General features: G+C 73.5%; 15 protein-coding genes and 3 tRNA genes. 17 read left to right on the plus strand and 1 reads right to left on the minus strand.

Going from position 1 to position 22,465, the window contains the following annotated elements:
• The first annotated feature begins 93 nt into the window (after nt 1–93).
• From rsfS to GXP74_RS07965, 4 genes are all read left to right on the plus strand, one after another.
• Nucleotides 94–564, plus strand: coding sequence for a ribosome silencing factor (rsfS, locus tag GXP74_RS07950; protein WP_182450690.1), 471 nt, complete (start codon nt 94–96; stop codon nt 562–564).
• Complete coding sequence (locus GXP74_RS07955; RefSeq protein ID WP_182456266.1) at nt 561–1,208, plus strand: histidine phosphatase family protein; 648 nt, start codon at nt 561–563, stop codon at nt 1,206–1,208. Before rsfS ends, GXP74_RS07955 begins: the two co-directional genes overlap by 4 nt.
• Before the next feature lie 127 nt (nt 1,209–1,335).
• A tRNA-Ala gene (locus tag GXP74_RS07960) sits at nt 1,336–1,408 on the plus strand.
• A 48-nt stretch (nt 1,409–1,456) separates the two neighbouring features.
• Nucleotides 1,457–1,529: transfer RNA gene (locus GXP74_RS07965), tRNA-Ala, on the plus strand.
• Nucleotides 1,530–1,604: 75 nt separating this feature from the next.
• Here the strand turns inward: GXP74_RS07965 and GXP74_RS07970 are convergent.
• The gene (locus GXP74_RS07970) at nt 1,605–2,519 is read right to left on the minus strand and encodes a helix-turn-helix transcriptional regulator (RefSeq protein ID WP_182450691.1); all 915 of its coding nucleotides are present in this window, start codon (nt 2,517–2,519) and stop codon (nt 1,605–1,607) included.
• Nucleotides 2,520–2,620: 101 nt separating this feature from the next.
• Here GXP74_RS07970 and GXP74_RS07975 point away from each other — a divergent pair, with 101 nt between their 5' ends.
• The 13 genes from GXP74_RS07975 to GXP74_RS08035 all read left to right on the plus strand — a co-directional run bounded on the left by GXP74_RS07975 (nt 2,621) and on the right by GXP74_RS08035 (nt 22,407).
• A complete protein-coding gene (locus GXP74_RS07975) occupies nt 2,621–4,093 on the plus strand; it encodes an MFS transporter (protein ID WP_182450692.1) in 1,473 nt (490 codons plus the stop codon).
• 128 nt (nt 4,094–4,221) lie between these two features.
• Nucleotides 4,222–4,294 (plus strand) — tRNA-Ala (locus tag GXP74_RS07980).
• A gap of 256 nt (nt 4,295–4,550) precedes the next feature.
• On the plus strand, nt 4,551–6,596 hold the full coding sequence (locus GXP74_RS07985) for a protease pro-enzyme activation domain-containing protein (protein WP_182450693.1): 2,046 nt from the start codon (nt 4,551–4,553) through the stop codon (nt 6,594–6,596).
• Between the two features lie 424 nt (nt 6,597–7,020).
• Entirely contained in the window at nt 7,021–8,373 is a 1,353-nt protein-coding gene (locus GXP74_RS07990; RefSeq protein ID WP_370468396.1) for a nucleotide sugar dehydrogenase, read from the plus strand.
• 272 nt (nt 8,374–8,645) lie between these two features.
• Entirely contained in the window at nt 8,646–10,133 is a 1,488-nt protein-coding gene (locus GXP74_RS07995) for a glycosyltransferase (RefSeq protein ID WP_370468541.1), read from the plus strand.
• A gap of 103 nt (nt 10,134–10,236) precedes the next feature.
• Nucleotides 10,237–12,447, plus strand: a complete 2,211-nt coding sequence (locus GXP74_RS08000; protein WP_182450694.1) for a polysaccharide deacetylase family protein — start codon at nt 10,237–10,239, stop codon at nt 12,445–12,447.
• Nucleotides 12,444–13,295: a hypothetical protein gene (locus GXP74_RS08005; protein ID WP_182450695.1), complete on the plus strand. Its 852-nt coding sequence runs from the start codon at nt 12,444–12,446 to the stop codon at nt 13,293–13,295. The genes GXP74_RS08000 and GXP74_RS08005 overlap by 4 nt, the downstream gene beginning before the upstream one ends.
• Before the next feature lie 251 nt (nt 13,296–13,546).
• Nucleotides 13,547–16,417, plus strand: coding sequence for a leucine--tRNA ligase (gene leuS, locus GXP74_RS08010; protein ID WP_182450696.1), 2,871 nt, complete (start codon nt 13,547–13,549; stop codon nt 16,415–16,417).
• 226 nt (nt 16,418–16,643) lie between these two features.
• On the plus strand, nt 16,644–17,282 hold the full coding sequence (locus GXP74_RS08015; RefSeq protein ID WP_182450697.1) for a hypothetical protein: 639 nt from the start codon (nt 16,644–16,646) through the stop codon (nt 17,280–17,282).
• 175 nt (nt 17,283–17,457) lie between these two features.
• A complete protein-coding gene (locus tag GXP74_RS08020; RefSeq protein ID WP_182450698.1) occupies nt 17,458–18,297 on the plus strand; it encodes a DegV family protein in 840 nt (279 codons plus the stop codon).
• A gap of 100 nt (nt 18,298–18,397) precedes the next feature.
• On the plus strand, nt 18,398–19,555 hold the full coding sequence (locus GXP74_RS08025; protein WP_225447786.1) for a ComEA family DNA-binding protein: 1,158 nt from the start codon (nt 18,398–18,400) through the stop codon (nt 19,553–19,555).
• A gap of 13 nt (nt 19,556–19,568) precedes the next feature.
• Nucleotides 19,569–22,154, plus strand: coding sequence for a ComEC/Rec2 family competence protein (locus GXP74_RS08030; RefSeq protein WP_182450699.1), 2,586 nt, complete (start codon nt 19,569–19,571; stop codon nt 22,152–22,154).
• Between the two features lie 7 nt (nt 22,155–22,161).
• Nucleotides 22,162–22,407 (plus strand): hypothetical protein, encoded by a 246-nt coding sequence (locus GXP74_RS08035; protein ID WP_182450700.1) that lies wholly within the window; start codon nt 22,162–22,164, stop codon nt 22,405–22,407.
• The last annotated feature ends 58 nt before the right edge of the window (nt 22,408–22,465 follow it).

The following is a 22,465-nucleotide window of genomic DNA, read 5'->3' on the forward strand; positions in this document are numbered from 1 at the left end:
GCCGACGGCCCGCGCCCGGAAAAGGGCAGCGCGGGCCGTCTGCCGTTCATGAGATCCTGGAGGGTACCCGCGTCCCCGAACCGAGAGCACCCCGTGACTGCAACCGACCGTGCCGTCGAACTCGTCAACACCGCCGCCCAGGCGGCCGCCGACAAGCTCGCCCACAACATCATCGCCTTCGACGTGAGCGATGTCCTCGCCATTACCGACGCCTTCCTGGTCGCCTCGGCCCCCAACGACCGCCAGGTCAAGGCCATCGCCGACGGCATCGAGGAGGCGCTGCGCGAGCAGCTCGACGCCAAGCCGGTGCGCCGCGAGGGCGAGCGCGAGGGCCGCTGGATCCTGCTCGACTTCCTGGACATCGTCGTCCACGTGCAGCACTCCGAGGAGCGCTCCTACTACGGCCTGGAGCGGCTGTGGAAGGACTGCCCGGAGATCGCCCTGCCCGAGGACGCGATCGCCACCCGCAACCGCCCCGACGACGAGGGCTTCGTCCGGGCGCCGAACGAGTTCGACCATGTGGAGGCCGTGCTCGCGGCCGAGGCAGATCGGAGCCGACGCTGAACGGGGGGCAGCGCGGTCGGCGGATCGTCTTCTGGCGGCACGGCCAGACCGCATGGAACCTGGAGGGCCGCTTCCAGGGCAGCACCGACGTACCGCTCACCGAGACCGGCTTCGCGCAGGCCAGGCGTGCCGCCCGGCTGCTGGCCGCGCTGCGCCCGGACGCGGTGATCTCCTCCGACCTCCAGCGGACGGCCGACACCGCCGCCGCGCTGGCGGCGGTCACCGGCCTGGAGGTCACCCATGACGCCGGGCTGCGGGAGACCTACGCGGGCGTCTGGCAGGGCCTGACCAACGCCGAGATCCAGCAGCGCTACGGCGAGGAGTACCGGCTGTGGCGGCTCGGCGAGCCGGTCCGCCGGGGCGGCGGCGAACTCAACACCGAGGTCGCCGACCGCGCCGTGCCGGTGATCCTGGACGCGGTGAAGTCGCTGCCCACCAGCGGCACGGTGGTGGTGGTCAGCCACGGCGGCACGATCCGGATGGCCATCGGCCGGCTGCTCGGCCTCGACCCGTACCACTGGGAGGCTCTGGCGGGCCTCAGCAACTGCTGCTGGTCGGTCCTGGGCGAGGGCGCCCGCGGCTGGCGGCTCCAGGAGCACAACGCGGGCTCGCTGCCCGAGCCGGTGATGGGCGACGACACCTGACCGGTGCCGAGGCCGGGACCGGGGCGGGGACCACGGCGGGGAAGGGGCCGGATTTCGCAGTTCGGCCCCCCTGCCGCTAAAGTCTTCCTCGTTCGCACAACAGCTTTTCCGGTTGGCGCGCGACATTGGGGCTGTAGCTCAGTTGGTAGAGCGCTTGCATGGCATGCAAGAGGTCCGGGGTTCAATTCCCCGTAGCTCCACGCAGTAACGCAGTGACTGAGTAACGCAGTGAACAAGCAGGGCAGCACGGGGCTGTAGCTCAGTTGGTAGAGCGCTTGCATGGCATGCAAGAGGTCCGGGGTTCAATTCCCCGTAGCTCCACCCCGTCGAGATCCCGTCCGATCCAGGTGATCGGGCGGGATCTCTTTTTCTGTCCCGGTGAGCAGCCCGTCGTGGTCAGTGGGTGTGGGTGACCGCGGGCAGGCCGGGGTGGGCCAGCAGCCAGTCCATCCGCTGCCGACTCTCCTCGTCCTTGGGCGTGTACACCACCAGCCGGGCCTCCGGCATGCCCATCGCGCTGAGGTTGGTCATGGCCATCCGCACCTCGCCCACCGCCGCGTGCCGGAACACCTTCAGCAGGGTCGAGTGCGCCGCCACGTCCCGCTGCTCCCAGAGCCGGGCGAAGTCCGGGCTGGCCTCGCGCAGGTCGCGGATGAAGTCCTCCCAGTACGGCTCGCCGACGTGCCGCCCGTACCCGGAGCGCAGCAGGGCGACCATCCGGGGCAGCTCCTCGGCGCGGTTCACGAACGCGTTGCAGCACTCCGGGACGGTGGCGCTGCACCACAGCGAGTTGCGCCGCCCGTGCTTCGACAGCGTCGCCCCCGGGAACAGCGCCTCGTAGGCGGAGTTCCAGCGCAGGATGTCGAAGCGGTGGTTGGACAGCGCCGCCGGGTACGGGTTCAGCGCGTTCAGGATCAGCTGCACCTCGGGGGCGATCGGGCAGCTGTCCGGCGGCGGCGTGGCCACCGCCCGCAGCCCCGCCAGCTGGTACAGGTGGGCCTGCTCGGCGCCGTCCAGCCGCAGCGTGCGGGCGATGGCGCCGAGCACCTGCTCGCTGGCGTTGATCGGGCGCCCCTGCTCCAGCCAGGTGTACCAGGTGACGCCGACCCCGGCGAGCTGCGCCACCTCCTCCCGGCGCAGGCCCGGGGTGCGGCGGCGCAGGCCGGGCGCCATGCCGACGTCCTCCGGGGTCACCCGGGCGCGGCGGGTCCGCAGGAAGGCCGCCAGCTCGGTCCGCCGGGGCGCGGCGGCGCTGCGGCCGGGCAGCGCCTCGGTCACCGGGACGGTCGGGGGCAGGTCCGTCACGCTCATAGAGCCATCGTGCCGTAGATCGGGGCACCCTGACAGGTACTCCCAGTACCAGCATCAGCAGGCTCTAACTACCTGTACTCCGGCTCGGCCAAGCTGGACGCATGAACGAGACCACTGTCGAAACGTCCGCAACTCCCGTCACTGACAAGCCAGTTCGTGAAGAAGTCAGCGGTGCCGCGCCGCCGGGGCGACCGGGCCTGATCCTGGGACTGGTACTCGGCGGGCAGTTCATGGCGCTGCTCGACCTGACCATCGTCAACGTCGCCATCCCCTCGATGCAGCACGACCTCGGCGCCTCCGGGGCGGCCATGCAGCTGGTGGTGGCCGGTTACAGCATCGCCTACGCGGTGCTCCTGATCACCGGTGCGCGGCTGGGGGAGCGGCTGGGCTACGGCAGGGTCTTCGAGAGCGGCCTGGCCCTGTTCACGGTGTTCTCGCTGGCCTGCGGGCTGGCGCCGGACACCGGGGCGCTGATCGGGTTCCGGGTGGCCCAGGGCGTCGGCGCGGCGCTGATGGTGCCGCAGGTGATGAGCCTGATCCAGCGGACCTTCACCGGCCCCTCCCGGGTCCGCGCGCTCAGCGTGTACACGGCGGTGCTGGCCACCGGCGGCCTGGCCGGGCAGGTCCTGGGCGGCGCCCTGGTCAGCGCGGACCTCTTCGGCTCCGCCTGGCGCCCGGTCTTCCTGGTGAACGTGCCGATCGGGCTGGCGCTGCTGGTCGCCGCGCGCAAGCTGCTGCCGGCCTACCCCGGGAACCCCGGGCGCAGCCTGGACCTGACCGGACTGCTGCTGCTGGCCGGGGCCATCGGGCTGCTGGTGGTGCCGCTGGTGCTGGGCCACCAGGAGAACTGGCCGGTCTGGGGCTGGGTGATGCTCGGTGCGAGCGTGCTGCTGTTCGCGGTCTTCGCGGTGGTCGAGCACCGGCTGGCGGAGCGCGGCGGGCACCCGCTGATCCACCGCCGGGTGCTGCGTTCCCCGGGGATGCTGCCGTCGGCGGCGGCGATCTTCCTGGTGATGATGGCCGTCAGCGGCTTCAGCTTCTCGATGACCCTGCACCTGCAGAACGGCCTGGGCAGCGGCCCGCTGCGGGCCGGGCTGTCCATCGCCCCGATGATGGTCGGCTTCGGCCTGGCCGGGATGTACTGGGGGCGGCTGCCGCAGCGGCTGCACCGCCCGCTGCCCGCCGCCGCGCTGATCGTGGCCGCCGCCGGGTTCGCCGGGCTCGGCCTGTGGCTGCGCTCCGGGGCCCCGCTGAACGCCGGGCAGGAGGCCCTGTTCCTGCTGGTCGGCCTAGCCGGGGGCTGCTCCTACAGCCCGCTGTTCTCCCGCGCCCTGGGCCGGGTCGATCCGGCCCAGGCGGCGGACGCCAGCGGGGTGCTCACCACCGTGCTCCAGCTGAGCCAGGTGGTCGGCGTGGCCACCGTCGGCTCGGTCTTCCTCAGCGAGGTCTCCTACCCGGCCTCGCACGCGGCCTCCGGACACGCCCTGTCCGTGGTCATGCTGCTCGGCGGCTTCCTGTTCCTGTGCGCCTCCGGCTTCGCCCACCGCACCCGGCTGGTGCTGCCGCGAGGCTAGACCGACCGTCCGACCGCTCGTCGCGCCCGGATCCCCGCAGGTCGCGGGCGCGACAATGGATTGGTGGGCACCGCCGCCGACCGTGTAGAGTTGCTCTAGCCGCTGCGGGGGACCGCAGCAGGGCGACTGGGGCTGTAGCTCAGTTGGTAGAGCGCTTGCATGGCATGCAAGAGGTCCGGGGTTCAATTCCCCGTAGCTCCACCCAGTGGAAATCCCGTCCGATCCTGGTGATCGGGCGGGATTTCTCGTTTCCACCCCCGGGACGCATCCTCGGACGCCTCCCCGGATGCACATCGGCGGGCGTTCGACGACGGTACGCGCCGGAATCCCGGGCCGTGCACCCTAACTGATGAATAATCAGCCCATAGCACCGGCGATCGGCCGTGCCAGGCGGGACACCTCCGCCGGGACTGCGCACCCTTCAGCTATACGCGCTGCTCTCAGAGAGGTGTCCCCCATGCGTCGCAGCTGGTCACGGTCCAGAGCCGGTACCGCAGCCCTCCTGACCATCCCCCTGCTGCTCGCCGGAGGCCTCGGCACCGGCCCCGCGCGCGCCGACGGCCGGTCCGCGGCGCAGCCCGCCCGGGTGCCGCTGCCCGACACCGTCCCCGGGTGGACGGCGCAGGCCGCCGACCAGGGGCTGGCGGCCACCTCCGCGGCGGTCACCGCCCGGGTGTACCTGGCCGGGCAGGACCCGGCGGGCCTGGCCGCGCTGGCGCGGGCGGTGTCCGACCCGGCCTCGCCCAGCTACGGGCGCTTCCTCAGCCCGGCCGAGACCGCCCGCCGGTTCGGGGCCGGCGCCGGGCAGGTCGCCGCCGTCCGCGCCTGGCTGACCGCCTCCGGATTCACCGTGTCCGAGGCCAACCAGCACTACCTCGCGGTCCGGGGCAACGCCGCGGCCGTCCAGCGGGCCTTCGCCACCCGGCTGCACACCTACCGCAAGGACGGCCGCACCTACACCGCCCCCGCCGCGGCGGCCACTGCCCCGGCCGGGGTCGCCGCCGCCGTGCTCGCGGTCACCGGCCTGGACACCGCCCCGCACCGGGCCGTGCACGGCAGCCGCCGGGCCGTGCGGGGCGCCCGCCGGGACATCCTGCCCGCCCCCAGCGCCGCCTACGTCAACTCCGGACCGTTCTCCCGCTACTTCGGCGCCGCCCCGGCCACCGGCCTGCCCCAGGCGTACGGCCACACCCAGGCGTACGTGGTCAAGGGCTTCGACGGCACCCAGCTGCGCCGGGCCTACGGCGCGGACGGCACCGGGCTCACCGGCAAGGGCGTCACGGTGGCGGTGGTCGACGCCTACGACTCGCCCACGCTCGGCTCCGACATCGCCCGCTACGCCGCCGCCCACGGCGACTCCCCTTACCGCCAGGGCCAGTTGACCCGGGTCGACCCGGCCGGGTGGACGGACACGATCGCGCCCAGCGACGCCTTCCCCGGCGGCTGCGGCGCGGCCGGGTGGTACGGCGAGCAGAGCCTGGACATCGAGGCGGTGCACGGGGTCGCCCCCGACGCCGACATCGTCTACGTGGGCGGGGCCTCCTGCCAGGACTCCGACCTGACCGACGCCCTGGACCGGGTGGTGGACAAGCGGCTCGCCACCATCGTCAGCGACTCCTGGAGCGACCTGGAGACCGCCACCGACTCCTCCATCGACGCGGTCTACGACCGGACGTTCATGCGCGGCGCGGTGGAGGGCATCGGCTTCTACTTCTCCAGCGGCGACGACGGCGACGAGGCGTCCGCGTCCGGCGGCAAGACCGTCGGCTCGCCGGTGTCGCTGCCCTGGGTCACCGGCGTCGGCGGCACCTCGCTGGCGGTGGACCGCAAGGGCGGCTACAGCTTCGAGACCGGCTGGGGCACCACCAGCGCCCCGCTCAGCCGGGACGGCGAGAGCTGGGTCGGGCTGCCGGGGAGCTTCCTCGGCGGCGCGGGCGGCGGTACCAGCACCCGGGTGCCGGAGCCGTTCTACCAGTACCCGGTGGTGCCCTCGGCGCTGACCGGGGCCAACGGCGGACGCAACCGGGTGGTGCCGGACGTCGCGGCGGTCGCCGACAGCGGCACCGGCTTCCTGGTCGGCCAGACCCAGACCTGGCCCGACGGCAGCGTCCGCTACGGGGAGTACCGGGTCGGCGGGACCAGCGTCGCCTGCCCGGTGTTCGCCGGTGTCCAGGCGCTGGCCGAACAGGCCCAGGGCAGCCCGCTCGGCTTCGCCGACCCGGAGATCTACGAGCGCTACAACACCCCCGCCTTCCACGACGTGACCGACGCCCCGCTGGCCGCGCGGACCACGTTGGCGCAGGTCAGGGTGGACTACCACGACGGCGTGGACGACACCTACGGACAGGACGTCAGCCTGCGGACCATGGGCCACGACTCCTCGCTGCACGCGGTCAAGGGCTATGACGACGTCACCGGTGTCGGCTCGCCCGCCCCGGGTTACCTGGCCTCCTTCGGCAAGGGCTTCCACGGCTTCCCGACCACGGCCCGGCCGCACCGGTAGCCGCCGCCCACCCGACCGTCCCGCTCTCGACCACGATCACGACCACGACCACGACCACGACCACGACCGCCGCGGCGCCCGCCCGGCGGTCGTGGTCTGTCCCGTTCCAGAACACTTTGTTGCGATCAGGTGACGTAAACATCACGGGTGCCCAGAATATGAGCGCATATCAGACCTGACAAAGACGGGCATTAGCTGTCATTTCTCACTCTTAAAAGGACATTAAATACCCCGAACTGCCTGACGGTGCAGTCATATCTTCACTTGACTTCCACAACCCCCTCACGCGAGCCTTACCACCGCTGAGCATCGTCTGACGGCTGATTTTCCGTCAGAGACAGGCAGGGCTGCGGGGTCTCCGCATGCGGCCGGCCAGCCAGAACGCCACGTCGAACCCGACTGCGGAGTGCATATGCGATTCCCGATGCCCATGGAGCTCGTGGCCGCCGGCTCACCACCGGAACCGAACGAAGAGGCCGAGCAGGCCGCGGACCGCGAGGCCCAGGAGCACGCGGCGGGCACCGTCGCCGTGGTCGGACTCGGCTATGTCGGCCTGCCCACCGCCCTGGCCCTGCTCGCGGCGGGCAACGAGGTCATCGGCCTGGACGCGAGCGAGGCCCGGCTGGACGCGATCCGCCGCCGTGACGTCGACCTGCTGCCCAGCGACCACGAGCGGCTGACCGCCAGCCTCGCCGAGGACGCCACCGACAGCCGGTTCACCCTCACCAGCGACCCGGCCCGGCTCGCCGCGGCCCGCACCGTGCTGATCTGCGTGCCCACCCCGGTCGACCGGCACCAGGTGCCCGACCTCAGCGCCATGGCCGCGGCCTGCGCCACCGCCGTGGCCAACGCCGTCCCCGGGCAGCTGCTGGTGCTCACCTCCACCACCTACGTCGGCACCACCCGCGACCTGCTGGTCGAGCCGCTGGCCGAGCGCGGCCTGGTCGCCGGGACGGACATCTTCGTCGCCTTCTCGCCGGAGCGGATCGACCCCGGCAACTCCCGGCACACGCAGGAGAGCACGCCCCGGGTGGTCGGCGGCACCGGCGAGCGCTCCACCCGGATCGCCGCCGCCGTGCTGCACCGCACCGCGCCCTCGGTGCACGTGCTGCCCTCGCCGGAGGACGCCGAGATGACGAAGCTCTGGGAGAACACCTTCCGGGCCGTCAACATCGCGCTGGCCAACGAGTTCGCCGAGGACTGCCGCGGCCTGGGCCTGGACCCCTCGCCGATCATCGCGGCGGCGGCGACCAAGCCCTACGGCTTCATGCCCTTCTACCCCGGCCCCGGCGTCGGCGGCCACTGCATCCCCTGCGACCCGCACTACCTGCTCTGGCAGCTGCGGGCGAAGCGGATATCCTCCCCGCTGATCGACGCCGCGATGACCGCCATCGCGGGCCGCCCGCGCCAGGTCGTCCGCCGGGTCCGGGAACTGCTCGCGGACCGGGGGCTCAGCCTGTCCGGCGCCCGGGTGCTGCTGGTCGGCGTCGCCTACAAGCCCGGGGTCGCCGACCTGCGCGAGTCCCCGGCGCTGGAGATCATGGAGGAGCTGCACCAGGACGGCGCCAAGGTGCACTTCACCGACCCGCTGGTGCCGGTCGTCCGGCTCGGGGCCGAGGTCCTGGCCAGCGAGGCCGCGCCCGAGGCCGACAACTGGGACCTGGTGCTGGTGCACACCGTCCACCCCGGCGCCGACCTGTCCTGGCTGGCCGAACTGGGCAACGTGCTCGACGCCACCTACCGCCTCGACTCGGTCCCGGCGAGGGCGATCCTGTGACCGATCAGCCCTACGAGCCCGACCAGCAGTACCCCTCGTTCGACGAGCTCTACCAGCAGAACTTCAGCCCGTCGTACCAGGAAGCGCACCAGGAAGCGCACCAGGAGCCGTACCAGGAGTCCTACCCGGAACCGCGGCCGCCGGCCGACGACCGGACGTACGAGTTCGCCTACCGGCCCGCCGCCGCGGCCGCGCAGCCGGCCTGGGGCGAGTGGGGCGACGGCGCCGCCGGGCAGCAGTCGCACGCCGCCGCGGGCACCGCCACGGCGACCCTGGCGCGCACCCCCGCCTTCCGTCCGGCGCCGCCGCCGCTCCCGCCGCTGCGCTCGGCCGACGCGGCGTTCCGCCCGCCGGGCCGGCTGCGCCGCACCCTGGACCGGATGCACCCGTCCGTCCGGCACGCCACCCGCCGGGTCCTGACGCTGCTCTGCCTGCTGCCGCTGCTGCTGATCCTGGCCCGCGAGGCGCCCCGGCTGGAGCAGAGCCCGCTGGTCCTCGGCTACGGCTTCACCGTGCTGGTCGGCACCATCTCGATGCTGTTCATCGCGTACAGCCGCTACGACGACCCGTCCGAGCGCACCCTGCGCAAGCGCCCGCGCGACCTGGACGACTTCCCCCCGCTGTCCTCGGCCACCCCCAAGGTGAGCTTCCTGCTCGCGGTCAAGGACGAGGTCGACGTCATCGAGGACTGCGTCCGCTCGATGATGCTCTGCGACTACCAGAACCTCGAAGTGATCGTGGTCGACGACCAGTCCGACGACGGCACGGTCGAGGTGCTGCGGAAGCTGGAGGCGGAGCTCGGGATCACCGTGCTCTACCTGGAGAAGAACCTCGGCAAGAAGCACGCCCTGGTCAAGGCCTGCGAGATCGCCGACGGCGAGGTCATCGCCTTCTCCGACTCGGACTGCATCCTGGCCCCGGACGCCCTCGCCCGCTGCGTCGAAGCCCTGGTCGCGCACCCGGAGTTGGGCGCGGTCAGCGGCCACGCCCGGGCGCTGAACGCGGCCGACACGATGTTCACCAAGATGCAGGACGTCTGGTACGAGGGGCAGTTCCGGGTGGCCAAGGCCGCCGAGTCCACCTTCGGCTCGGTCACCTGCGTCTCCGGACCGCTGGCCGTGTTCCGCCGCGACGCCATCTACAACTACCTCCCGGCCTGGGCCGGGGACCGGTTCATGGGCGCGCCGTTCCGCTTCGCCACCGACCGCCAGCTCACCGGCTACGTGCTGGGCCAGAAGTGGCGCGGCAAGGGCCTCAAGGCCAAGTACCCGGACTCGCCGTTCGTCACCGCGCAGGACTACCCCGAGCGCAAGTGGCGGATCGGCTACGTGCAGTCCGCCAAGGTGTGGACCAACGTCCCGGCGCGGTTCCGGCCGTTCATGAAGCAGCAGATCCGCTGGAAGAAGAGCTTCATCCGGAACCTGTTCTTCACCGGCACCTTCATGTGGCGGCGCGGGCTCGGCCCGGCGCTGCTGTACTACGGCCACGCGCTGTGGGTGGTGGCCGCCCCGATCATGGCCTTCCGGCACATCATCTGGGCGCCCGCCAACGGCGCCGCCTTCCTCACCCTGCTCTACCTCTGCGGCGTGGTCCTCAAGGGCTGTGTCTGGGGTCTGGCATTCAAGATCGACAACCCCGGTGACCCCCGTTGGCGCTACCGGCCGCTGATGAGCCTGCTCTCCTCGCTGCTGCTGGCCTGGCTGCTGCCGTACTCGTTCGCGACCATCCGGCGCGGCGTCTGGTCGAGGAGCGCCACCTGATGAAGGCCCTGCGTGCCGTGGGGCGGCTGATCGCCGCCCTGATCTCCATCGCCGTCGTCTGCGGCGTCTATGCCATCGTGCTCAGCAGAGGGAGCATCCTGCCGTGACCACCCCCACGCCCGGCACCGCGCCGGACGGGTCGGGCGCCGTCGGCGCGCCGCTCCCCGGTACCGCCGGTCCCAGCGCTGCCGCGATCGGCGCCGCCGAGATCCGGGCCGAGCGCCGCGCCGCCACCGCCCGGGGCGCGCGGCGCGGGCACTGGCCCGCCCGGCTCGGCCTGCTGGCGCTCGCGCTGGCGATCCTGGCCATGCCGTTCTACGCGGCGGCCTACTACTACGAGTACCAGAAGTACATGACCCCGCAGGCCCCGGGCACGGTGGTGCAGCTGGGCGCGAACCAGACCGCCGCCTGGTCCGGTTCGGTCAAGGCACTCCCGGCGACCACCGCGCCGATCGTGCTGACCTACCACGACATCAGCCCGACCAACGACAGCGAGTACGTGGTCAGCCCGAGCACCTTCGCGGGCCAGATGGCGGCCCTGCAAGCGGCCGGCTACCGCAGCCTGACCAGCCAGGAGTTCGCCGACTACCTGCGCGGCGGCCCGGCCCCGCCGCGCTCGGTCTACATCACCTTCGACGACGGCACCAACGGCCTGTGGGTCTACGGCGACAAGATCCTGGCGAAGTACCACATGCACGGCGCCTCGTTCCTGATCTCCGAGCGGGTGGACCACGACCGCCCGTACTACCTGACCTGGAACGAGATCAGCCGGATGCAGGCGTCCGGCCGCTGGGACTTCCAGGACCACACCTTCGACCTGCACTACCGCGCCGCCATCGACGCCAAGGGCGACCAGGGCTCGGCGCTGGCCAACCGGCTGTGGCTGCCCACGCAGAACCGGCTGGAGACCTACGCCGAGTACCAGGCCCGGGTGGAGGCGGACATCAACAAGTCCATCTCCACCATGGAGGGCCACGGCCTGCCCCGGCCGCTGTTCTTCGCCTACCCGTACTCGGAGTCGGACACCCGGGCCAACCTGCCCAAGCCGGGCCCGACCATCCAGACGCTGCTGTCCAAGTACTTCGTGGCGACCCTGACCGACGTCTCCTCCCGGCCGCTGACCGCCAGCCGCCGCGCCGCCACCATGCAGAACGTGCAGCGCCTGGAGGTGGTCAAGAACACCACCCCGTCGCTGCTGCTCGCCGAGCTGGCGCAGTGGACCCAGGTCGCCCCGGTGGACCCGGACCCGCTGTCCGAGGCCTCCCAGTGGACCCGTACCGACGGCTCCAAGCAGAGCGGCCTGGGCCCGTTCACCGGCAAGGGCCCCTACCCGACCGGCGGGCACTACGCCGCCGCCGACTTCCGCCAGATGAGCAGTCTGGACTGGAACGACTACCAGGTCGACGCCACCGTCACCGGCCTCACCGACGGCACCAACCAGGCGTCCATCGGGGTCCGCGACGACAGTGCCGAGGAGATCGTGGTCGGCGTCAGCCGGGGCACGCTGTCGCTGTCCCAGGACAACGTCAAGCTGGCCCAGAAGAAGATCGCCGACGTGTCCACGCACACCGTGCAGGTGACCGTGCAGGGCCCGGTCACCACCGCCCGGGTGGACGGCACCGCCGTGCTCAGCTGGACCTCCAAGGTCACCCAGCCCAGCCAGCTCACCGGCGGGTTCGGCATCCGGGTCGGCATCAACCACCCCGGCGTCGCCTGGCCGTCGTTCACCGCGCTCGGCGTCTCCCAGGCCGCCCCGGCGGTGCGCACCGGCGGCGCCGACGCGCTCTCCGTGGGCCAGGCCGTGCTGCTCGACCCGAACGCCAGCTGGGAGGCGGCGCCCGGGGTCGCCGCGCCGTTCCGGATCACGAACCAGGAGCTGGAGCCGCAGGGCAACAGCAGCCTCTCGGCGTACGGCGCGTACCAGCCGGAGCGGACCGGCGCGTGGACCGACTACACCGTCAGCGGGACCGTCGGCCGACTCACCAACACCGCCGTCAGCGGCGCCGTCTGGGTCCGCGTCGGCAGTCCGCTGGCGATCAGCGTCCAGGTCTACCGGGGCCAGCTGGAGGTCTTCTCCGGCGACGCCGACAGCCAGCAGCTGGTCGGCACCCGCGCGTTGACCGCCTCGGCCACCCACCTGGTGTCGATCACGGTGACCCCTACCGCCACACTGGTCTCCGTGGACGGAACTGTACGGATGACCCTGCTGGCCAAGGACGAGACCGGCGGCGTCGCCTTCTCCGCGTACCGGGACCTGACCAGGCGCACCTGGCCGACGGTCACCGGCCTCAAGGTGACCGGGGCGTCCTCGTGACCGGCCGGGCGCCGAGCCGGCGCGGGCTGATCGGCGGGCTGGTGCTGGGCGGCGTGGTGGTCGTGGCGGGCGGCGTCGGCGCGGCCGTGGAACTGGGCGGCGGCAGCGGCAAGGGCGGTACCGGCGGCGGTGCCGGCTCCGGCTCGGCCGACGGCGTCCAGCCGTTCGCCGCCGACTTCGGGGCCGGCGGCCTGGTCACCAACGAGTACGCCTACCGCGAGCCGAACAGCCCGCAGGCGCACGACTCCGCCGACTGGATCGTCACCAGCGGCTCGCTGTTCGCCCAGAACGGCGACGGCTGGACCGGCGTCCCCGACTCCGGCGAGACCGGGACCGACTCCGCGCGGTACAACGACTCGGCGGTGTTCCGCCTGGTCACCCGCCGCCGCGACTTCGGCGACGTGGCGGTCGCCACCTCGGTCAAGGTCGATCCGCCGATCACCACCAAGCGCACCCCGGCCTCGGAGTGGGACGGCGCGCACTTCTGGCTGCGCTACCACAGCCCCTCCGAGCTGTACGCGCTGAGCTTCCGCCGCCGCGACGGCATGGTGGTGATCAAGCGCAAGGTCACCGCGCACGACAAGGCGGCCGTGGACGGCGGCGACTACACCACCCTGGCGCAGGCCTCCTTCCCGATCCCGTACGGCAGTTGGCAGCAGGTCGCGGCGAGCGCGGTGAACGGCTCCGGCGGGACGGTCAAGCTGACGCTGACGATCAACGGGCGGACCGCGCTCACGGTGGTGGACACCGCGCCGGGGGCGCTGACCCAGCCCGGCGGGGTCGGCCTGCGGGTGGACAACTCGGAGCTCTGGTTCCGTGACTTCACCGCCACCCCGCTGAGCGGCTGAGCCCGGCGGGGTCCGCCGCGCCCCGAAACGCACGTTCATCCGGGGCAGGCGCTGCGGTAACCTGTGGCCATGCGAACCGCGCGCCTGCTCCTTAGCCGGCCGCGCTGACAAGGACCGACCGGCCCCCACGGGTGCGGTCGGAGTCAGCGTGGCGACCCCTCCTGTGAGGGGTTTTTCTGTTTCGGCAGTCGGTTCTGCTGGTGGACGGGCCCGGTACGGCCCGCCCGAACCCATGATGGAGTTTGAGGACGATGAGCGAGACCACACCCGAGGCGCCCGAGGCGTACCGCTACACCCCCGCGCTGGCCGCGCGGATCGAGCGCGACTGGCAGGACCGCTGGGAGCGCGAGGGCGTGTTCGACGCCCCCAACCCGCGCGGGACGCTGGCCGACGGCACGGACGTCACGAGCCAGCCGCACGCCTTCATCATGGACATGTTCCCGTACCCCTCGGGCAGCGGCCTGCACGTCGGGCACCCGCTGGGCTACATCGCCACCGACGTCTACGCCCGCTTCATGCGGATGACCGGCCACAACGTGCTGCACACCATGGGCTTCGACGCCTTCGGCCTGCCCGCCGAGCAGTACGCGGTGCAGACCGGAACCCACCCCCGGGTCACCACCGAGGCGAACATCGTCGAGTTCCGCCGCCAGCTGCGCAGCCTGGGCCTGGGCCACGACCAGCGCCGCTCGATCGCCACGATCGACCCCTCGTACTACAAGTGGACCCAGTGGATCTTCCTGCAGATCTTCAACTCCTGGTACGACCCGCAGGCCCGGCAGGCCCGGCCGATCAGCGAGCTGGTGGCCCGCTTCGAGAGCGGTGAGCAGCCCACCGCCGACGGCCGCGGCTGGTCCGAGCTGAGCCCGGCCGAGCGCGACGACCTGCTGAGCGACTACCGGCTGGCGTACATCAAGCAGGCCCCGGTCAACTGGTGCCCCGGCCTGGGCACGGTGCTGGCCAACGAGGAGGTCACCGCCGACGGCCGCTCCGAGCGCGGCAACTTCCCGGTGTTCAAGGCCAACCTGCGCCAGTGGATGATGCGGATCACCGCCTACAGCGACCGGCTGATCGACGACCTGGACCTGCTGGACTGGCCGGACGCCATCAAGTTGCAGCAGCGCAACTGGATCGGCCGCTCCGAGGGCGCCAAGGTCGACTTCGCGGTCGCCGGACACCCGGACGCCGTGGTCACCGTCTTCACCACCCGCCCGGACACCCTGTTCGGCGCGACCTACATGGTGCTGGCCCCCGAGCACGACCTGGTCGACGCGATCGTCCCGGACGCCTGGCCGAGCGACCTGCCGGCCGAGTGGACCGGCGGCCACGCCACCCCCGGCGAGGCCGTCGCCGCCTACCGCAAGCAGGCCGCCGCCAAGTCCGAGGTCGAGCGGCAGAGCGAGGGCCGCGCCAAGACCGGCGTGTTCACCGGCGCGTACGCGACCAACCCGGTCAGCGGCCGGCCGGTCCCGGTCTTCATCGCCGACTACGTGCTGGCCGGCTACGGCACCGGCGCGATCATGGCCGTCCCGGCGCACGACCACCGCGACTTCGAGTTCGCCCGCGCCTTCCGGCTGCCGCTGCGCTGCGTGGTCCAGCCGACCGACGGCCGCGGCACCGACCCCGACGACTGGGACGACGCCTTCGTCTCCTACGACGCCACCATCGTCAACTCCGCCAACGCCGAGGTCTCGCTGGACGGCCTGGGCGTCGCCGACGCCAAGAAGGCCATCGCCGAGTGGCTGGCCGCGCGCGGCATCGGCCAGGGCACCGTCACCTACAAGCTGCGCGACTGGCTGTTCAGCCGCCAGCGCTACTGGGGCGAGCCGTTCCCGATCGTCTACGACGAGGACGGCGTCGCGCACCCGCTGCCGGAGTCCATGCTGCCGGTCGAACTGCCCGAGATCGACGACTACTCGCCGCGCACCTTCGACCCGGACGACGCCGACACCTCCCCGGAGACCCCGCTGTCGCGCCGCGAGGACTGGGTCAGCGTCGAGCTGGACCTGGGCCGCGGCGACGGCGTGCGCCGCTACCGCCGCGAGACCAACACCATGCCCAACTGGGCCGGTTCCTGCTGGTACGAGCTGCGCTACATCGACCCGGACGACGACCGGGCCGTGGTCGACCCGGCCAACGAGCGCTACTGGATGGGCCCGGACCGGGACAAGCCCGCGGGCGGGGTGGACCTGTACGTCGGCGGCTCCGAGCACGCGGTGCTGCACCTGCTGTACGCGCGCTTCTGGCACAAGGTGCTGTTCGACCTGGGTCACGTCAGCTCCCGCGAGCCCTTCCACAAGCTGTTCAACCAGGGCATGATCCAGGGCCACGTCTACCGCGACGAGCGCGGCTTCCCGGTCGCGGCCGCCGAGGTCGAGGAGCGCGACGGCGTCTGGTACCACCAGGACCAGCCGGTCAGCCGCGAGCTGGGCAAGATCGGCAAGTCGCTGAAGAACGTGGTCGCCCCGGAGGAGGTCACCGGCGAGTACAGCGTGGACACGCTGCGCCTGTACGAGATGGCGATGGGCCCGCTGGACGTCTCCCGCCCCTGGGACACCCGCGCCGTGGTCGGCTCCTTCCGCTTCCTGCAGCGGCTGTGGCGCAACGTCGTGGACGCGGAGACCGGCGAGCTGGTGGTCACCGACGAGCAGCCGGACGAGGCCACGCTGCGGGTGCTGAACAAGTCCATCGACGGCATCCGCAAGGACCTGGCCGGGCTGCGCTTCAACACCGCCGTCGCCAAGGCCACCGAGCTGAACAACCACCTGGTCAAGCGGGGCAGCACGCCGCGGGTGGTGGCCGAGCAGGTGGTGCTGCTGGTCGCGCCGCTGGCCCCGCACATCGCCGAGGAGCTGTGGTCCCGACTGGGCCACGACACCTCGCTGGTGCACCAGCCGCTGCCGGACGCCGACCCGGCGTACCTGGTGGACGAGACGGTGACCTGCGTGGTCCAGGTCAAGGGCAAGGTCAGGGCCCGGCTGGAGGTGCCCCCGGCGATCGCCGACGCCGAGCTGGAGGCGCTGGCGCTGGCCGCGCCGGGCGTGGTCGCCGCGATCGCCGGCGCGGAGGTGCGGAAGGTGATCGTGCGCGCACCGAAGCTGGTCAACATCGTCACCGGCTGACCGGTCCGCCGGGCGCCCCGGAGACGGTCGGGACCCCCCTCGGGGCTGCCGGTCGGGGCTCCCTCTCGGGGCTCCCTCTCGGGGCTCCCCCTCGGGGAGACCCTGACCTTCCCCTGAACTGTCCCTCCCGGTGACCGGAAGGGACAGTGGATGTCCCCCCACGGGGCTACCGTGGGGGGACATCCAGGTTCACTGTCAGGCACCGCCAGCGGGGAGGAGACCGGTCGTGGAAGCACTCGCCGCCGTGTTGGGCATCATCGTGCTTTTCCTGGGGGCGGTCGTCGGGGTCATCTCACTGGCGGTGGTCAAGACCCGCCGCGCGCTGCGCCGGGCCGCGCCGCAGGCCCGCCGGGCGGCCGAGGACGTCGCGATCAAGGCCCGCTCGCTGACCCGGGGCGGCCCGCACGGCAAGGTCGCCGGGATACGGGGCGAGGTGCGCACCGCACTCAGCGCCTCCCGCCGGGTGCTGGAGCCCGGCGCGGACACCGACCCGCAGCTGGCCGAGGCGCTGAAACTGCTCGCCCGGCTCGACGCGCACGCCGACGACCTGGACGCCAAGCTGCGGCAGCTGGAACGCGAACCCGACCAGAAGCGGGTCGAGGGCGAGCTGGCCGGAGTCCGCGAACGCGCCGACCGGATCGTCCACTCGGCCTCGTCCCTGCGCTGGGCCGCGCAGGACCGGCAGCACCGCTTCGCCGACGAGGACCTGGCCGGTCTGAGCGAGGAGTGCCAGGCGGAGGCGGGAGCCCTGCGCCACTGGACCCCGTCGACGCCCCCGCCGCCGGGGTACACCCCGCCGCTGGACCAGCCCGCCCCGGTCCGCGCCCGGCTGCGCGGCACCCGCCGGGACGCCCCCACCGGCTGACCCGGCCGGTGGGACGCCTCGGGTCCCACCGCCGCGCCCGGCGCCTGCGGTGACCGCGCCCGGCCCGCTTGGGGGTGACCGCGCCCGGCCCGGGGGACGCCGACGCAGGTGGGGGCGGAGCGGTGCGGTCCCGTTCCCCTGTCCCTCCCCGGCTGCGGAGGGTAATCTCCCGGTCATGCGCGTCGCCATCGTCACCGACTCCACGGCCTACCTCCCTGGTGAGGCGATCGCCCGGTTCGGGATCGACGTGGTGCCGCTGAGCGTGGTCGTGGGCGACGAGGTGCTGTCCGAGGGCGGCGACGTCTCCCCGGCCGACGTCGCCGCGGCGCTCCAGCGCCGGGTCCGGGTGACCACCTCCCGGCCCAACCCGGAGGCCTTCGCCGCCGCCTACCGGGAGGCCGCCGCCCGGGGCGCCGAGGCGGTGGTCTCGCTGCACCTCTCGGCGGAGTTCTCCGGCACCTACGAGGCCGCGGTGCTGGCCGCCCAGGAGGCCCCGCTGCCGGTGCGGGTGGTGGACACCCGCATGGTCGCGATGGCGCTCGGCTACTGCGTGCTGACGGCCGCCGAGACCGCGCAGGCGGGCGGCACCCTGGACGAGGTGGCCGCGGCGGCCGAGAAGCGGGCGGCGGCCACCACCGGCTTCTTCTACGTGGACACCTTGGAGTACCTGCGCCGCGGCGGTCGGATCGGCTCGGCCCGGGCGCTGCTCGGCTCCGCGCTGGCGGTCAAACCGCTGCTGCACCTGGAGGACGGCCGGATCCAGCCCCTGGAGAAGGTCCGCACGTCCAGCCGGGCCATCGCCCGGCTGGAGGAGATCGCGATCCAGCAGGCCGGGACGGCCGAGGTCGACGTCACCGTGCACCACCTGGTGGCGGCGGAGCGGGCCGAGGCGATCGCGGAGCGGCTGCGGGAGCGCATCCCGGGGCTGCGGCAGCTGTACGTGGGCGAGGTGGGCGCGGTGATCGGCGCGCACGTGGGTCCGGGGCTGCTCGCCGTCGTCGTCTCGCCCTGGTAGTCACCCTTCCGGGTGGCGGGGTTTTCCACACCCCCCTGGTTGTCCACAGCGGGCCGTCGACGCCGTTCGGGCGGCCTGGGCGAGGTCTAGCGTCAGCGGCATGAGAACCGCGATCACCCCCTCCCGCCGCACCCCGGACACCCTGGTCCGCCGCCGGATGACCACCCTGCTCACCCCGCCCCACCCGCAGCCTCGCCCCGACCCCACCCAGGCCCACCTCACCCCGGCCCACCTCACCCAGGCCCGTGCCACGCCGCCGCCCGTCGCCGCCGCCGACGCTGGTGGCGACGACCCGCCGCGGCCCAGTCCCGCGCCGCCCGGGTCCGCGCCACCGGGCCAGGCCCAGCTGCCGCCGGTCCTGCCGGGCCCGGCCTGGCCTGATCCGGCCTCACTGGAGCCGGACCCGGTGGAGCTGGGGCCGCCACCCCCAGCCGCGCTCCCAGCCGCACCCCCAGTCTCACTGGCCGCTGGGAGCGGGCAGCAGCCCGCGAGTGAGCGGTCGGCGCGCCGGCGCGGGCTGCTGGCGCGGCTGCCGTTGGCGGTCCAGGAACGGCTCGACCTCGACCGGCGGGCGCTGGCCGGTCTGTCGGTGCTGCTCGTGCTGGCCCTCGGATACGGGGTGCAGCACTTCTGGGCCGGGCGTCCCGAACCCGTCGCCGTGCCGGTGGCCGACGGTACGGCGCTGTCCGGCGTGGCGGCGGCGCTCGATCCGGGGCCGACGGTCGGGGCCGCCACGCCGTCGTCCGCCCCGGAGCCCAGCGCGGGCCCCGCTCCGGGCCCCGCCGCTGCTCCCGCTCCAGGTCCCGCTCCAGGTCCCGCGCCGGGCCCGTCCGCGACCGGCAACCTGGTGGTGGACGTCGCCGGGAAGGTACGGACGCCGGGGCTGCGGACCCTGCCGCAGGGGGCGAGGGTGCAGGACGCGCTCCAGGCCGCGGGCGGCCCGCTGCCGGGGACGGACCTGACCGGGCTCAACCTCGCCCGTCCGCTGGGCGACGGTGAGGAGGTCGTGGTCGGCGTGAGCGGTGTGGCCGGTCCGCCGACCGGGTCCGGTGGCGCGCCTCCCGCCGCGCCGCTCAGCCTGAACAGCGCTACCGCCCCGCAACTGGACGCGCTGCCGGGGGTGGGCCCGGTGCTGGCCCAGCGGATCATCCGGTACCGCGAACAGCACGGCGGTTTCCAGTCGGTGGAGCAACTCCGCCATGTCAGCGGATTCGGGGAGCGAAGACTCCAGGACCTCAAGGCCGTGCTGCGGCCCTGAGAGGGGGCAGCAGATGGCAAGGCAACCAGGGCGGGACGACCCGTCACCGCGGGCGTCCAGGCCCGGCCGGGGCCCGGCCGTGCCGGGGCAGCGGCCGCCGCAGGATCTCCGGCTGGTCGGTCCGGCCGTCGCCGCCTGGGGCACTGCCGCGATCGCCCTCGGCGCGGGGGTGGTCGCGAGCCCGTGGCTGCTCGGTTTCGCGGCCGCCGCCGTCCTGTCCGCCGCCGCCCTGCTCCTGGTCCGCCACCGCGCCTCCGCGCCCCGGGCGTCCCGGCTCCGGGCCTCCCCGCCGCGCGGGCTCGCCCGGCCCCTCGCCGGGCTGCTGCTGAGCGCCGCCGCGGCGGCGGTGGCCACCACGCTGGCCACCGCCGATCTGCACCGGGGGCCGATCCCCGGGCTCGCCGCTCGGCGGGCCACCGCCGACGTCGAGTTGACCGTCACCTCCGATCCGCGCGAGGCCGGGGGCGGACCGGCCGCCAGGAGCTACGTGCTGCTGCGGGCGACCGTGGACCAGGTGGCGGTCGCCGGGACCGGCCGGGGGCGCGGCTGGGTGGCCACCCGCACGCCCGTCACCGTGCTCGCGCAGGACCAGGGCCGGGACCAGGGCCGGGACCAGGGACAGGGCCGGGACCAGGGACAGGGCCGGGAGCAGGTGCGGGGCGGGCAGCCCTGGCTGGGGTTGCTGCCGTCGACCAGGCTCCGGGTCGAGGCCAGGCTGGGCGCGGCGGAGGGCGGCGGCGACATCGCCGCCGTGCTGTTCACCCGGGGGCCGCCCCGGATCGTCGCGGGCCCCTCGTTCGGGCAACGCGTCGCCGGGGCGCTGCGGGCGGGGCTCCGCCGTGCCTGCGACCCGCTCGACCCGGATCCCCGGGGGCTGCTCCCGGGCCTGGTCGACGGGGACACCAGCCGGATGCCGCCGGATCTGCAGCAGGCGTTCCTGACCACCGACCTGGTGCACATCACCTCCGTCTCCGGCTCCAACCTCTCGGTGCTGATGGTGCTGCTGCTCGGCGCCGCCGCCCGCTCGCGGACCCCGGAGCGCGGCGGGGTCGCCGCCCGGCTGGGCCTGCCGCTGCGGGTCACCGCGCTGCTCGGGGTGGCCTGCACGCTCGGGTTCGTACTGCTCTGCCGCCCCGACCCGAGCGTGCTGCGGGCCGCCGCGACCGGCCTGATCATGCTGCTGGCGCTGGCCACCGGCCGCCGCACGGCGCCGCTCGCGGCCCTGGCCGGGGCCACCCTGCTGCTGATGCTGCTCGACCCCTGGCTGGCCCGGTCCTACGGCTTCGCCCTGTCCGCGCTGGTCACCGCCGGGCTGCTGACCCTGGGACCGCGCTGGGCGAGGGCCCTGGTCCGGCGCGGCTGGCCGCCGCACCTGGCCGAGGCCGCCGCCTGCGCGGCGGCGGCGCAGGCGCTCTGCGGGCCGCTGCTGGTGCTGAAGGCAGCCCAGATCAGCCTGGTCGCGATCCCCTGCAACCTGCTCGCCGAGGTGGCGGTGGCACCGGCCACCCTGCTGGGCTTCGCCGCGCTCGCCGCCGCACCACTGTCCCTGGCCGCGGCGACGCCGCTGGCCAGGCTGGGCTCGGTGCCCACGGCCTGGATCGCCGACCTGGCCCGCTGGGCCGCGGCGATCCCGGGGGCCGAGGTCGGCTGGCCCGGCGGCTGGGTCGGCGCGCTGCTGCTGGCGGCGGTCACCTGCGCCGTGGTCGCCTGCCTGCCGGTGCTCCGCTACCGCTTCGTGGCGGTGGCACTGGCGCTGGTCCTGGTCGCGGTGCTGCTGCGGCCGGCTCCGCTCACCCGCCTGGTCACCGGCTGGCCGCCGCCGCACTGGCGGGTGGTGGTCTGCGACGTGGGGCAGGGCGACGCGCTGGTGCTGTCCCCGGGCACCGACGCCGGGACGGCGCTGGTGATCGACACCGGCCCGGATCCGCACGCGGTCGACCGCTGCCTGCGGACGCTGGGGATCACCCGGATTCCGCTGCTGCTGTTGACCCACGAGCACGCGGACCACGTCGAGGGCCTGCCGGGGGTGCTGGACGGCCGGGCGGTCGGGGCGATCGAGACCACGACCGACGCCGATCCGCAGGGGGAGACGGCGCGGGTCCGGCGCTGGGCCGCCGCGGCCGGGGTGCCGCTGGTACGGGCCGTCCCGGGGGAGCGCCGCAGCCTGGGTCAGCTGCACTGGCAGGTGCTCTGGCCGGACGGGCCGCTCGGGCCGGACACCCCGGGGCCGAACAACGCCAGCGTGTCGCTGCTGGTCACCGCGCCCGGGCTGCGGATGGCCTTCCTCGGCGACCTGGAGCCGCCCGCCCAGTCCCGGCTGCTGGAGCACCTGTCGGCGTTCCCCGGGCTGCGCCACCTGGACGTGCTCAAGGTCGCCCACCACGGCTCGGCCAAGCAGGACGCCGACCTGATCCGGGCGCTCGCGCCCCGGCTCGCGCTGATCTCGGTGGGCCTGGGCAACTCCTATGGCCACCCCGCCCGTTCGACCCTGGACCTGCTCCGCTCGGTGGGCGCCACGGTGCTGCGGACCGACACCGACGGGGAGATCGCGGTCACTGACGAGGGGGGCCGTCTGGCCACGGCGACCAACCCCCGATAATGGCGCAGTGCATGATGAAGACTCCTATGTGATCGTCCTACCCGACCGCGACGCAGCCGAGGCCGTCGCCGAAGAACTCGGGGAGCGGTACCCCGACCTGCCGGAACCGGAGCTGCACCGCGAGGCGCTCGCGGGCGAGGACGACGCCGAGGACGCCCAGTGGCTGGTCGTCCTCCAGCAGCCGCTGCCCGACAGCCTCACCCGCCCCGCGCTGAGCACCCTCGCGGCGGAGTACGACGGCTGGCTGGAGTGACCCCGACCCGCGGCTGAGCGACCGGCGGGGGAGCGGGCTTGTCGGTGGCAGCCACTAG

The sequence above is a fragment of the Streptacidiphilus sp. P02-A3a genome (assembly GCF_014084105.1).
Lineage (GTDB): Bacteria > Actinomycetota > Actinomycetes > Streptomycetales > Streptomycetaceae > Streptacidiphilus.

Bases quoted from the DNA above. Each gene is read 5' to 3' on its own strand.
- GXP74_RS07970 (WP_182450691.1), bottom strand. From the start codon at position 2,519: ATGAGCGTGACGGACCTGCCCCCGACCGTCCCGGTGACCGAGGCGCTG.
- GXP74_RS07975 (WP_182450692.1), top strand. From the start codon at position 2,621: ATGAACGAGACCACTGTCGAAACGTCCGCAACTCCCGTCACTGACAAG.
- GXP74_RS07985 (WP_182450693.1), top strand. From the start codon at position 4,551: ATGCGTCGCAGCTGGTCACGGTCCAGAGCCGGTACCGCAGCCCTCCTG.
- GXP74_RS07990 (WP_370468396.1), top strand. From the start codon at position 7,021: ATGCCCATGGAGCTCGTGGCCGCCGGCTCACCACCGGAACCGAACGAA.
- leuS (WP_182450696.1), top strand. From the start codon at position 13,547: ATGAGCGAGACCACACCCGAGGCGCCCGAGGCGTACCGCTACACCCCC.
- GXP74_RS08020 (WP_182450698.1), top strand. From the start codon at position 17,458: ATGCGCGTCGCCATCGTCACCGACTCCACGGCCTACCTCCCTGGTGAG.
- GXP74_RS08025 (WP_225447786.1), top strand. From the start codon at position 18,398: ATGAGAACCGCGATCACCCCCTCCCGCCGCACCCCGGACACCCTGGTC.
- GXP74_RS08030 (WP_182450699.1), top strand. From the start codon at position 19,569: ATGGCAAGGCAACCAGGGCGGGACGACCCGTCACCGCGGGCGTCCAGG.